Origin of the sequence: Nocardia sp. NPDC060255 (assembly GCF_042727395.1) — a bacterium.
Lineage (GTDB): Bacteria > Actinomycetota > Actinomycetes > Mycobacteriales > Mycobacteriaceae > Nocardia.
Genome location: NZ_JBHXAU010000044.1, coordinates 35,850 through 48,786, shown reverse-complemented (window position 1 = coordinate 48,786; position 12,937 = coordinate 35,850). Strand labels below are relative to the sequence as shown.

The 12,937-nt window shown below is 66.5% G+C and carries 13 protein-coding genes; 9 read left to right on the top strand and 4 right to left on the bottom strand.

From position 1 onward, the window contains the following. Positions 1-149 precede the first annotated feature (149 nt). A complete protein-coding gene (locus ACFWF1_RS42705; RefSeq protein WP_379288773.1) occupies positions 150-629 on the bottom strand; it encodes a winged helix-turn-helix transcriptional regulator in 480 nt (159 codons plus the stop codon). A 54-nt stretch (positions 630-683) separates the two neighbouring features. Here ACFWF1_RS42705 and ACFWF1_RS42700 point away from each other — a divergent pair, with 54 nt between their 5' ends. Beyond that, positions 684-1,490 carry an acyl-CoA thioesterase gene (locus tag ACFWF1_RS42700; protein ID WP_379288771.1) on the top strand — a complete coding sequence of 269 codons (807 nt, stop codon included), beginning with the start codon at positions 684-686 and terminating at the stop codon, positions 1,488-1,490. A 15-nt stretch (positions 1,491-1,505) separates the two neighbouring features. Next, a complete protein-coding gene (locus ACFWF1_RS42695) occupies positions 1,506-2,966 on the top strand; it encodes an MFS transporter (protein ID WP_379288769.1) in 1,461 nt (486 codons plus the stop codon). Positions 2,967-4,176: 1,210 nt separating this feature from the next. Here the strand turns inward: ACFWF1_RS42695 and ACFWF1_RS42690 are convergent. The 3 genes from ACFWF1_RS42690 to ACFWF1_RS42680 are packed head-to-tail and all read right to left on the bottom strand — an operon-like array spanning position 4,177 to position 6,640. Further along, positions 4,177-5,289 (bottom strand): winged helix DNA-binding domain-containing protein, encoded by a 1,113-nt coding sequence (locus tag ACFWF1_RS42690; protein ID WP_379288767.1) that lies wholly within the window; start codon positions 5,287-5,289, stop codon positions 4,177-4,179. 11 nt (positions 5,290-5,300) lie between these two features. Then, positions 5,301-6,248 (bottom strand): M56 family metallopeptidase, encoded by a 948-nt coding sequence (locus ACFWF1_RS42685; protein ID WP_379288765.1) that lies wholly within the window; start codon positions 6,246-6,248, stop codon positions 5,301-5,303. Beyond that, positions 6,245-6,640, bottom strand: coding sequence for a BlaI/MecI/CopY family transcriptional regulator (locus ACFWF1_RS42680; protein ID WP_379288763.1), 396 nt, complete (start codon positions 6,638-6,640; stop codon positions 6,245-6,247). Before ACFWF1_RS42680 ends, ACFWF1_RS42685 begins: the two co-directional genes overlap by 4 nt. A gap of 142 nt (positions 6,641-6,782) precedes the next feature. Here ACFWF1_RS42680 and dinB point away from each other — a divergent pair, with 142 nt between their 5' ends. The 7 genes from dinB (at position 6,783) to ACFWF1_RS42645 (ending at position 12,921) form a co-directional block, all read left to right on the top strand. After that, positions 6,783-8,015 (top strand): DNA polymerase IV, encoded by a 1,233-nt coding sequence (dinB, locus tag ACFWF1_RS42675; RefSeq protein ID WP_379288790.1) that lies wholly within the window; start codon positions 6,783-6,785, stop codon positions 8,013-8,015. 148 nt (positions 8,016-8,163) lie between these two features. Then, a complete protein-coding gene (locus tag ACFWF1_RS42670) occupies positions 8,164-8,955 on the top strand; it encodes a GNAT family N-acetyltransferase (RefSeq protein WP_379288761.1) in 792 nt (263 codons plus the stop codon). Between the two features lie 8 nt (positions 8,956-8,963). Then, a complete protein-coding gene (locus ACFWF1_RS42665; protein ID WP_379288759.1) occupies positions 8,964-9,548 on the top strand; it encodes a hypothetical protein in 585 nt (194 codons plus the stop codon). Beyond that, positions 9,538-10,329, top strand: a complete 792-nt coding sequence (locus tag ACFWF1_RS42660) for a class I SAM-dependent methyltransferase (protein ID WP_379288757.1) — start codon at positions 9,538-9,540, stop codon at positions 10,327-10,329. Before ACFWF1_RS42665 ends, ACFWF1_RS42660 begins: the two co-directional genes overlap by 11 nt. A 120-nt stretch (positions 10,330-10,449) precedes the next feature. After that, positions 10,450-11,379: a hypothetical protein gene (locus ACFWF1_RS42655; RefSeq protein ID WP_379288756.1), complete on the top strand. Its 930-nt coding sequence runs from the start codon at positions 10,450-10,452 to the stop codon at positions 11,377-11,379. A 19-nt stretch (positions 11,380-11,398) separates the two neighbouring features. Then, positions 11,399-12,214, top strand: a complete 816-nt coding sequence (locus ACFWF1_RS42650) for a methionyl-tRNA formyltransferase (protein ID WP_379288754.1) — start codon at positions 11,399-11,401, stop codon at positions 12,212-12,214. Beyond that, positions 12,214-12,921, top strand: coding sequence for an aspartyl/asparaginyl beta-hydroxylase domain-containing protein (locus ACFWF1_RS42645; RefSeq protein ID WP_379288752.1), 708 nt, complete (start codon positions 12,214-12,216; stop codon positions 12,919-12,921). Before ACFWF1_RS42650 ends, ACFWF1_RS42645 begins: the two co-directional genes overlap by 1 nt. Positions 12,922-12,937 lie beyond the last annotated feature (16 nt).

Sequence of the window (12,937 nt, the reverse complement as noted above, 5' to 3'; positions counted from 1 at the left end):
CCTTGAACGCCTTCGCTATCACCTTCGAAGGCCGCATCACGCCGAGTAGTAACTAACCGATGCCAGGGCAGATCCACCGTTAATCTGACACTCCCACCAGCGAGTCGTCTGCCGGATGGGTCGCCTGGGGGACGATGGCGGATCCTCGTCTAGTGCGTGGGGACCGGGAGTAGGGCTGGGGTGCGGGCGCCGGGGCCTAGGACGGCTTGGAGGTCGGGACGGGTGACGGGGTCGCCGCAGTGTGAGCAGACCGGCTCGATTACCGCGGTGTGGCCGCAGGTCTGGTGGATGAGCTCCAGGGGTGGGCCGGCTGGGGCGGCCCAGTCGTCGCCCCACTGGCGCATGGCGGTGACGACCAGCCACAGGGAGTGGCCCTTGGGGGTGAGGCGGTAGTCGTGGCGGACGGGGTTGTCCTGGTAGGGCTCTCGGGTCAGGATGTCGTGCTCGATCAGGTGCTCGAGGCGCTGGGTGAGGACGTTGCGGGCGATGCCGAGGCGGTCGCGGAAGTCGTCGAAGCGGGTTACGCCGAGTAAGGCGTCGCGCACGATCAGCAGCGTCCACCACTCGCCGACCACCTCGAGACATTGGGCCAGCGAGCAGTTCATGTCTTCGAAGCTCGTCCTGCGCATACCGCACAGCATAGTCGGTTGCTTCATAGAACTCACTACCCTATGGTTCGTTGCATGAAGCAACTCACTGGGCGGTCGGTCAGCGACGTGTTCGCGATCGCCGAGACCGATTACCAGCTCTGGCAGGCGTACGTGGACAAATCGTGGCGCGGCTGGACCGGACCGCACGGCGGGGTGATCGCCGCGATGCTCGTCGAGGTGGCCCGGCGGGCGGGCGGGAGCGAGTTGCCGGTGCGGGCGATGGATCAGCGGTTTCTCGGGCGACCGAGCGAGGGGGCGTTCACCTTTCGGGCCACGGTGCACTCGGTTGGCCGTAGCACCGCGGTTGTCGACGTACAGGCGTTTCAGGGCGCGGGAGTGATCGCCGCGGCGTCGGTGACCTTCGGTCGCACCATCGCGACCGGTGTCGCCGAGTACGCCGGGATCCTCGCACCCGAGGTGCCTGCGCCCGAGCACTGCCGCACGTTCGCGCTGCCGCCCGAAATCGTCCCGGCGGCGGCACATTTCGAGATCCGGCCGGCGGCGGGTCCGCTGCCGCTGACCGGTGCCGCCGAATCCATGATGTGTGCCTGGATCTCGATCGTGCCCGGGATGTCCATCGACGCGGCGACGCTGGCGATCCTGGCCGACGCGCTCCCGCCCGCGTTCTTCCCCACCCTTACCGTGCCCGTCGCGGTGCCGACCGTCGCGCTGTCGATGCACCTGCACACCGATCAGCTCGACACCACACCGCAACCGGTGCTGGTGCGCACCACCAATGCCTCCACCGGCGGCGGCTGGTCCGTCGACGACATCGACCTCTGGCACCGAGACGGCCGGATATTGGCCTCCGCCAGGCAAACCCGCCGTGTGCTCGGCTGAATCGGAGAGACCGTCATGACTTTCACTGCCATCCCCCGCGCGCGGGCCGATTCACGGATCGTGTTCGCCATCGTCTCGATCGGCGTGCTGCTGTCGAGCCTGGACCTGTTCATCGTCAACGTCGCGTTGCCCGACATGGCCGTCGATTTCGGCGGCGCCGACATCGCCGGATTGTCGTGGGTGCTCAACGCTTACGCCATCGTGTTCGCCGCGCTGCTGGTGCCCGCCGGACGCCTCGGTGATCGGGGCAGCAACCGGACCACCTTCCTGATCGGGCTCACCGTGTTCGTGATCGGGTCCGGGCTGTGTGCCACCGCGTGGGATGTGGGGTCGCTGGTCGGGTTCCGGGTGTTGCAGGCCATCGGCGCCGCGATGCTGATCCCCACCTCGCTGGGGTTGGTGCTCGCCGCGACCGCACCGGAACGGCGAGCTATCGCGGTGCGGTTGTGGGTGGCCTTCGGCGGGCTCGGCGCCGCGCTGGGTCCGGTGCTCGGCGGGGTGCTGGTCGAATTCGGTTGGCGCTGGGTGTTTCTGGTGAACGTTCCGCTGGGCATCATCGCCATCGTGCTCGGGCTGCGGTTGCTGCCCAACCCGGCCGGTGACGGCGGGCGGTTGCCGGACCTGTTCGGCGCGCTGCTGCTCGTCGGCACCATCGGCGCCTTCATCCTCGCACTGGTCAAAGGCGAAGACTGGGGATGGTCCTCGGCCGCAGTTCTGCTCACCTTCGCCGCCGCCGCACTGCTCGCGATCGCCTTCGTCGTCTCCTCGGCCCGCCACCACAGTCCCGTCGTCGACCCGACCCTGTTGCGCGCCCCCAATTTCGCGCTCATGGCAGGCAACTCGATCTTCTTCAACATGGCCTTCGGCGCCATGCTGCTGTCCTCGGTGCTGTGGACACAGAACGCCTGGGGCTGGTCGGCGCTGCGCACCGGCCTCGCCATCGCCCCCGGCCCCCTCGTCGTGCCGATCGTCGCGATCCTGGCAGGCAAACTCATCGCCCGCATCGGCGCGGGCCCCGTCATCGCCGCAGGCGGACTCACATTCGCCGCAGGCATGCTGTGGTGGGCCCAAGCAATCACCCTGCGCCCCGACTACGCAGGCGGACTCCTCGGCGGCATGCTCGTCAGCGGACTAGGCGTCGGCCTCAGCCTGCCCACCTCCTTCGCCGCAGGCACCAGCGCCCTTCCACCCCAACGCTTCGCCACCGGCTCCGCCGTCCTGAGCATGGCCCGCCAAATCGGCCTGGCCCTAGGCGTCGCCTTGTTCGTCGCAGTCCTCGGCACCCCCACCGACCCCCAAACAACCCTCGACGCCTTCCACCGCGGCTGGTACGTCACCGCCGCCATAGCAGTCCTCGCCGGCCTGATCGGCTTGGCCGCCAAAATGCCATCCGCCCCTACCCCCCAACCAAATTCGACCACCCCGCCATCCGCAGCCAATCCGCGCGAGCCAACCCCGACCAGAATCCCGAACTGACCCCACCCTCCACCGCCGAGCGCGGCACTGAATCTGCACTCTCTCTCGGGCCCCGCACCGACTCTAGGGCCCTATTCCGAGTGCCGATCCCGAGAGCGAGTGCAGATCCCGAGGAGGGCGCCGATCCCGATCAAACCCGCCACCGGTGGCGCCGATCGCCCCCTCCACAGCCCGCCCACACCGACCCACAGAGCGTGCCTACCCTTCACAACGACTAGACACCCTGTGAGGGGTACGCCTCCTCTGTGAAACCCCCTCCGCACCACCGGTTTCACCACGAGGGGTATGCGCCCTCTGTAGAACACCGTCCACACCAACAGGTTTCATCACACCGGAGCTCTCGGGCCGCAGCCATGGCCCGATCGCCACGTGAAAACCCATCCGTACACCCACTGCGTCAGCCGAACACCGCCTTTACCGGGTGTGGGGCTGACACAGCAGGTGTACGCCGGTAGCTCGACCACCACGGGATCCCGCGCAGGGCCCGATCACCGCCCACTCGCCCTTGTCCAAAGCGCCTGGGACGCAACCGCGGCCAGATCGCCACGCGAGAACCCATCCGTACACCCACTGTGTCAGCCGAACACCGCCTGTACTGGGTGTGAGGCTGACACAGCGGGGGCGCGACGGTAGCTTCACCACCCCGGGAGCCGAGATTCGCTGGTTTTCGAGCTCTCGAAACGCCACCACAGCCAGGTGACCACCTCGGGAACGCAACATCACGCACCTGACGCGCACCTAAAGCCGGGTACGGCACACGACGCGCCCAGCACTACTCACAAGAAAACATGGGATCAGGTCTTCAGCTCAATGAACAGGTCATCGCCTGGAATCCCTAAGAAGCACTTGCCCGGATAAGTCCACCTTTCCGAGGGTCTCTTCGTGTACTGGCCCGGGTTGGTATACGCACAGAGAACTCCGGTGGTGTGCTGTCCTCGAGGTTTTCGACTGGTTCATCAGATGACCGGAGTAGTGCTGGGCACGTCAGGTGGGGTACCCGGCCTGCTCTACCGCGGCCTGGGTAATAGAGGTGCAAGTTGGGTGCGGGAGGACTGGCTGTGGTGCTGTTCTCGAGATTTTCCCAATCGAGTCGAGTCGAATGGTTGCTGTTGGAGATCAACTGGCGACCATTCGACTCTGCTCGATTGGGACTGTGGGCGGCCGACACCGGTTTGACCGGCAGTTCGCAGGCCATTCGTACGGAACGCGGTTACACGGCGTGGAATGGCAGGGTGTCTCGACCGAGGATCGCGCTGAGGTGGTCGACTGCTGCGGCCAGACCTTTCTTCGGCAGCGGCGCACCGTCGAACATGGAGACAGCTACTGCGCTGTCGGCGAGTTCCCACGTGCCGACGATGCGGCCGGCAGCGACGACGATCGGCGAGATCCAGCCTGCGGTGCGGCTGACCTTTGCGCGGTGATCGCCGGGTAGTAGGGCGGTGTCGGCGGTGCCGGGGCCCAGGATGTACTGGTCGAAGGCGCCGAGGAGGTGGATCGAGGTGCTGGGTTTTGTGGCGGCGAGGTCGTCGAGGTGTTCGGTGAGTACGTAACCGGGGCGGCCGTCGACCTCGACCTCGGTGAGGGTGTCCCCCAGTTCCGAAAACCACCGGCGCAGGGTGGTTTTGCGTAGACTGCCGCGGCTGAGCCAGGCGTCGAACGTCTCCGGCGTCGCGGGACCGTAGGCCCCGAGATAGGCGGTAATCGCCTGCGGGGCGGCGACATCGGGTTCCGGCAGACCAGGCCAGCCCTTGATCAGCTGGGCCGGATCAGCGAACGTGATCTTGGTGCCCTGAGCCGGGCCATGACAGATCACCCCTTGCCAGGCAAGAGGTTTGAGCAGCGCGCCCCAACCAGAACGCAGTTGTTCACCGAGCCGGTGGTAGGTGGGGTCGGCGAGGAGTGCATCGACCAGTTCTTCGCGAGTGAGCACAGCACTGTCGAGCACACGGCGCACCTCTTCCGTCAAGGCCGCAACCTCGGCCGGTGACGCACCGAAGTTGCGCTCCCACGCCGGTTTCTCCCAAGTCCGGGCCGAGGCCAGCAGCGAAAGACAGGCCGCAGCGAGATCCGGAGTGAGCGCATGTAACGTGCCGCGCATCGCCCACGTCTTGATCAAGGTGCCGTCGTTGAGTTCGCCGACCAGGGCACCGCCCGCAGGAGCCGAACTACGCAGTGCCACCGCCATTTCCGCGGCCGAGGTGACCTGCGTCTGCACACCGCACAACCGGGCGACGGTCTCGGACACGCCCGCGGCGGGCTCGGCGACATACTGTCGCCGCAATCGCCACGCGAAAACCTGATCCCAGGTGAGGCGCACGGTCACTCCCTACAACATCAGCCCAACACAGCGCTGCAGAACGCTACCGTAGCGGCGACGAACGCCAATCCGGTTACCGTCGCCGCGATCACACCGAGCAGCGCCGTGCGGGTCGTCGCCCGCCGCATCCGGCTCACCGGATCCACCAGCCGCTCGGCCCGGGCCAGCACCGCCGTCCCCGCCGCAGCCATCGCCCCCTCGGGCAGCGCCTCCGACACACCGAGGATCGCCAGCAACCCACCGAGCAACGGCTCCGAGCCATGCTTGTCGGCCGCCTTGTCATCGGCACACATCTCCAGCAGCCGAGTGATCTCGGCAGTACCGGCAGTGACCAACCGCAACCCCGGCAACGTGGTGGCGATCGCGCGCAGCACCGCGGTCAACGGCGCGTGCCTGCCGGACAGGTGCGCGCGTTCGTGCGCCAGCACCGCGGCCAGCTGATCCGGCGCCAACGCATCCAGTGCGGCACTGGTCACCACGATCGTGTCGGGCCGCCCCGGCACGCAATAGGCTTGTCGCTCCGGCGAATCCAGCACCAGCGCGCCCAGCCCGGGCACCCGGCGCCCGACCAGCCGCACCGCTTTCGCATGCGCGTGGGTGCGCCTGCGCATCTCCCGCACCACCGACACTGCCCGCGCCACCACCGCCATCGTGCACGCCGCCACCAACGCGCCGACCGCGAAGGTGACCGCCTGGGTCGCGCCGCTGCCGTCGTGGATCGGGTTCCACATGATCGCGAAGCAGGCCCGCAACGCGTCGTGCGGATGTCCCCAGTAGGTGGCGAATTCGACGGTGAGCATGGTCGCCGCCGCGGCCCACGCGCCGAGCGTGCCGACGATCGCGACGACCCAGGCGATGATGCCGAGCCGTGGCGCGTTGCCCCGCCGGGTGAGCCTGCGCAGCACCGGCGGCCCGAGTGTGGCCACCGTGGCGCCGTACAACATCAACGCGATCGCCAGCGTCATGTGGCGTCACCCGGCGGTGCGTCGGGGGTTTTGCGGGCGGTGAGCCTGCGCAGCGCGGCCCGCAATCCGGCCGATTCCTCGGCGCTGATCCGGTCGACGAAATGGCTGAGCACCAGATCGGAGCGCCCGCCCGCGCCGAGTGCCTCGAGCATCAGCCGGGCACTGTGCTCCTCGCGGGTCAGGGTGGGCCAGTACTTGTAGGCCTTGCCGGAACGCTCGCGCGCCAGCCAGCCCTTGCGGTGCAGGTTGTCCATGGTGGACATGACGGTGGTGTAGGCGATGTCGCGCTGTGCGGACAGTTCGTCAAAGATTTCGCGCACCGTGGTGTCCTCTGCGTCCCGATCCCAGATGCGGTCCATGATCACCGCCTCCAGGTCTCCAAATCCGCGCACAGTACCGACTCCCTCATCCAAAAACGTGCCCTGCTGTCGGGCCAGCGTACCGGTTAGTCCGAATTGCTACGTAGCCAAGCCGTAGATTTGGATGTTTTCGGCGATGACCAGGGTTCCGCTTGTCGGTGGGCCATGCGAACATATGTTCGTGTCCGACGCACCCGCCTCCCGCCCGCGGATCGTCGCGCGGGCCGAGGCCTCGATCCTGCACGCCGATCTCGACTCCTTCTATGCCTCGGTCGAGCAGCGCGACAATCCCCGGCTGCGCGGCAAGCCCGTCATCGTGGGCGGCGGTGTGGTGCTCGCGGCCAGCTATGAGGCGAAGGCGTTCGGGGTGCGCACGCCGATGAACGGTGGGCAGGCGCGGCGACTGTGCCCGCACGCGATCGTGGTGCCGCCGCGGATGTCGGCGTATGCGGAGGCGAGCAAGGCGGTGTTCGAGGTCTTTCACGACACCACGCCGGTGGTCGAGGGTGTGTCGATCGATGAGGCGTTTCTCGATGTCGGTGGGCTGCGGCGCATCGCGGGCGAGCCGATCGGCATCGCCGAACGCTTACGCAGCCAGGTGCGTGACCGGGTCGGCCTGCCGATCTCGGTGGGCATCGCCCGCACCAAATTCCTCGCGAAGGTTGCCAGCGCCGTCGCCAAACCCGACGGCCTACGTGTCGTCCCACCCGACGCCGAGTTGGACTTCCTGCACCCGCTCCCCATCGAAAGACTGTGGGGCGTAGGCGAAGTCACCGCCCGCACGCTGCACGAACACGGCATCACCCGGGTCGGCCAACTCGCCGACCTCGGCGAAAGCCCGCTGCGCGCCCTGCTCGGCGCCGGCGCCGCCCGCCACCTCTACGCCCTGTCCTGGGCCCGCGATCCCCGCCGCGTCGAAACCGGCGTGCGCCGCCGCTCCATCGGCGCCCAACGCGCCCTCGGCCGTCAACCCCACCCGCCCGACGAAATCGAGGCCTACCTGCACGGCCTCACCGACCGCCTCGGCCGCCGCCTGCGCGCCGCCGACCGCATCTGCCGAACCCTGGTGCTGCGCATGCGCTTCGACGATTTCACCCGCGCCACCCGCTCACACACCCTGCCCGAAGCCACCGACCACACCGAGACCCTGCTGTGCGCCGCGAGATCGCTACTGGCCACCGCCATGCCGATGATCCAGGAACGCGGCCTCACCCTGATCGGCCTCGCCCTCACCAATCTCACTGACGCAGACCCGTTCCAGCTTTCACTCCCCTTCGAGGCCCGCGCCACCAACACCCTCGACGCCACCCTCGACGACCTCCGCCAGCGCTTCGGTTCCGCCGCGGTCACCCGCGCCGCCCTGCTCCATCGCGGCGAGGGCTTGTCCGTCCCCCTCCTCCCCGACTGACCGAGCGCCGAACTCGATTGCACGACAACCGAACCACTCGATTTTCAGCTCGTCGGCGACAACTCGCGGGCGTCATAAACCAGCGGTCCGGGAGCACCCGTCGGTACGATTGCCGAATCCGACATTCTCCACTTCGAGAGGGCGGTTCGTGCTGACGAACGTCGAGGACCTACCCGCGCTGTTCGCCGCGAATATGGCGCAGTACTGGGATTTTCCGATTCGGGCGATGGGGCGCCGCCGTGACCGCTGGGACGACGTCGATGTCGCGGTCACCGATGGTGAACGTCCGGGGTCCCTGATGAACAACGTGACGCTGTTACGCCCACTGACCGCGGCGGAAGCCGCCGTGACCGCCGAACGGTCGCTGAAGTTCTTCGGCTCACCGGCACCGCGACAGTTCAGCATCAACTCGTTTTTCGCCGAGGTGAATTTCGCGCCGCACGACTTCTTCCTCGACGACCGCTTGCCCGCGATGTATCGCCCGGCCGGTGGCGCCGCGCCCACGCCGCCGAGCGAGCTGAGCATCGCCGAAGTCACCGACGGCGGGTCGCTCCACGAGTTCGAGCAGGTATTCGTCGACGGCTTCCCGTTGTCCGACTTCCAGCCCTACGCCCCGGACAAACTTTTCGACGAACGGATCCTCGGCGATGATCGGCTCCGGCTGTTCGTCGGCCGGGTCGACGACCGGCCGGTCTCCTGTTCCACCGCGTTCATCGATGCCGGGCTGCTCGCGGTGTTCAATATCGCGACGCTGCCACAGGTTCGGGGGCGGGGTTACGGCACCGCTTTGGCGTGGGCGGCGACGCTCGCCGACCCGGCGCTGCCGGCCACCTTGCAGGCGACGACATCCGGTCAGGCGATTTACCACCGGATGGGCTATGAATCCGTTGCCGAACTGCTGATCTGGCGTCCTTCGAACATCGCTGACGTGCACAGATAGGCCACCCAGTGGGCATTTCCACGATCGTCGCCATCGGCGGATTCCTCACGGCATGCGTCGCCGTTCTCATCTCTGTCTACGGCGCGCTACGCGCGGTCCATGCCCACCACGAGACCCTGGCCACCGAAACGGTCGTGCAACTCTACGGCCACTTCCAAACGCTCAGCGATCTGCGAATGGCGAATTGGGAGCTGTCGCATCTGTTCGAGTTGCCGAGCAATTACGACGAGGTGTCCAGGTCGCTGGCGGTCGCGCTCGGCCCGCTCAGCGACGCACGGCGGGAGGAGTTGCTGCTCAAGGAGCGTGCCATCGCACTGCGCATCTTCGACCTTTTCGAGCAGGTGCTCTATCAGAAGACCACCGCCGACCGATATCACGATCCGGCACGCAAGGAATTCTTGCAGTCGGTGCTCGACTATTTCACCGGGCGCTGGTTGCGCAACCCGCGCCTGGTCCATCTCTGGCGGACCGCGATGTCGGAGTCATACGAAACCGCGACCATCGCCTACTACGACCACCATGTGGTCGAGGCCATCACTGCCCCCGAGGTGCTTCGTCTCGACGCTGCGGGTCCCTATGTCGATGAATCCTGAGTCCGCCGAGACCAAGTGGCTGATCGACGAGGCCGCCGCGATGTCGGCCGCGGAACGGCACCGGCACTGGCGCGAGGTCTATGCCGGCGAGCGCCGCGACCAAGTGTTCAGCATGACCGAGGACCCCGGCGTGCAGGATCGGATCCTCGATGCGCTCGCCACCCGTGGCTCGTTACGGGTTCTGGTGCCGGGCTGCGGCGCTGCCACACATTTGCCGCAGGCGCTGGCCGAGCGATTACCCGCCGACTCCGAAATCGTCTGCACCGACTTCGTCGCCGAGGCGATCGAACAGGCCGAGGCAACCTTCAGCCACCCCCGGGTCAGCTATCGCCGGCACAACACCATCGATGTTGCCGCACTCGGAAATTTCGACGCGGTCGTGATCGTCAATTCGATCCTTTCCGACAGTGATCGGGAGAATCGGGCCATGCTGCGCGCGTGCGCCGATACGTTGCGACAAGGCGGACGACTGGTCGGCTTTTTCCCGACGATCTATTGCGCATTGGAGATCGCCACCCTGGAGCGACATCCGGGAAAGCTGGCGAACATCGACCTACCGACATCGACCTGTTTCGAGGAGGAACAGGGTGTGCGGCAAGTTTTCTATACCCCGCTGCATCTGCGCCGGGTAATGCGTGAGGCCGGACTCGCTGTGCATCGCATGGAGCTGTTCTTCTGCGACTCCGACCACTTTGCCGGTCAGGGGCGCCGACTTTATCAAATTTTCGACGAAGACCTTGTGCCATATGAGTTTTTCGTTGTGGCGGACAGGGTTGTCTAGGCAATGTCAGGTCACCTACCATCGAGCTGGGTACGTCGAACCGGGAGGTCGTCAATGAAAACAGGCGTGCTATCGCTGAGCCGGGTCAATCCGACCGAAGCCAAGGCAAAGGGCAACTAGGTGGCACCGTCGGAGCCGTTGTTCATCGGCTCCGACATCACTCGACCGGATTGGGTGTCGCTGACTTCGTCGGGCGTGGTGCTGCCGTACATCGATATCGGGGTCCTGATCGAGCATCTCGACGTGCGCTTCGCCGACGGGCGGGTCCGCGTCGATCTAACGGGGTCGCTTCCAGTGTCCGCGGCCGGAATCTGGTACAGCCCAGGAAGTCTCGATGTCCTCGCGGCACACATCGTCGAGGACGACACCGAACTGCGGTTCCTGCATCGCCAAGTCGAGACGGCAATCCTGTTTCTGGAGTTCTGGATCGGCGCCGAGTACCCCGTCATCGATCGGCCGGAGCTGCAGCGCCGGTGGTCGAACAAGGCCGTTCAGCTCGCCAAGCTCGCCACTCACCTGCCCGACCACCTCATCGAAACACGGCTGGTGAGCGACCCGCAGCGTTTGCGTCCCGGCACGATAATCAAACACGCGAGTGAGAGCCGAGCTATTTCCCGGCAGGAATCCTTTTTCGCGCAATTACTCACCGAGGAGTCGCTCGGCGAGATGCGCGGTGGCGAGCGGGTGCCGATGTTGGTGCAACGCCGGATTGTCGTCGAGGCAGAACATCGCACCTTCTATTTCAGTGGCGAGACATGCACGGTCGAGTTGCCGACGGCGGCCGAAGCTGTCGTCGTGGACATTCAGTACCGGCCCGAGCAGATCGCACAGGCCGTGGTGGTGCCGGATCGGATCGACCACGACATCCTGCGGCGGATCAGTACTGCGTTCGGCCTCAACTTCTTTGCGGTGGACTATATGATCGACCGGTCTGTTCCTCGAATTCTCGAAGTCAACCCGCACTTCAGCTGGGCATGGCTGCCCCAGGACTGCGTGGTCGGCATCGTCGAGGCGTTCACCCGCTACCTGCACCGGTCGGCGGTTCATTGAAGCGAGGGGGGTACCGCGGGTGCGCGTCGTCTATGCCGGTCACGACTTCTTTTCGTCCTGCCTGGATATGCTCGTCCAGGATCCGCGAGTCGACGTGGTCCTCTGTCTGACCAGCGAGCCGACCGGCCCGGTCGGTAACGTCACCCGAATCGCGCACCGGCACGGCATCCCGGTCGTCTTCGGGCGGCCCACTGATCGAATTATCCACCAGGTCAACGACATCGGTGCGGACCTGCTCGTGGTCGCCGCCTACCTGTACCGCGTCCCGATCGAGCGGATGTCGGTGCCCTACGCCGTGAACGTCCATCCCAGCCTGCTGCCTGCGGGGCGCGGTCCGAATCCGCTGCCGTATCTGATCAACGACGCGCCCGACACGCGCGGCGTCACCGTGCACGAGCTCACCGCCGAGTTCGACAGCGGTCCGATTCTGCTGCAGGAGCGGATCTCGCTCGAGCCGGACGAGGGTTTGGACGAGCTGTATCTCAAGCAGTTCGCAGCCGCCCCGCGGCTGGTCTCCGCATTCCTCGCCGACATGGACCGAGCAAGGCGCGAGCAACGAGCGCAAGGGGCGGGCTCCTATTGGCCCGAGCACTCCGACGCCGACCGAACAGTGTTGGCGGCCAAGGCAACTGCCGCCGACGTGCGGCAGGCGCATCGAATGTTCGGTCTGATCGGGATCATTGTCGAGCTGACCGACGGCCGTACGGTGCACACCACGCACGTTTCCGCGGTGGCGTGCGCACACGAGTACGTTCCCGGCACTGCCGTCGCGACATTGCGGACCGGGATTGTCGTGGCACTCGCCGACGGTCTCGCGCTGGTGCGAGACCGGTGATGAGCGCGGCGGAGCGCGCACGAATCGACGGATATCTCGACAGTTTCTTCGACGAGCGCGACGACCCGCGGCGCCGAGTACTGCCCGGTCTGCGAGCGGAGCCTTGGCCTGATCCGGCAGTTGTTCCCGGCCTGGCGTTGCTCGAGGAGAACTTCGAAACCATCCGTGCCGAGGTTACGGCGTTGCCGGGCAACGCATTCCACCCCGAGGCCGAGGCGATCGATCGATCCGGCCGCTGGGACGTGATCTTTCTCTACGCGCGCGGGGTCCGGCGCCAGGACAACTGCGCGAAGCTGCCGGCAACGATGCGAGTGCTGGACCAATTGCCGATCGTCGACACCTTCGAAGGCCTGACCTACTGCTCTCGCCTGGCCCCCGGCACCCGGATCGGCGGCCACCGCGGACCGACCAACCTGCGGCTACGGTGTCATCTGCCGCTCCGGGTGCCCGCCGGTGATTGCGCGATCGAGGTGGGCGGGACGACGCGGCGCTGGGCGGAAGGCCGGTGCCTGCTGTTCGACGACTCCTTCGAACACCAGGCCTGGAATTACGGCGACGGCGATCGGATAGTGCTCGTCGTCGACGTGTGGCACCCCGACCTCACGCCCCTCGAGATACGCGTGCTCCGCGAGTTGCAGCGCTACGCGGGCGCGCACGCCGAGGACCTCCATCAGTTCTGGACAGACCACCCTCGAACCGGCACATAGTTACCGGGATCGGGTG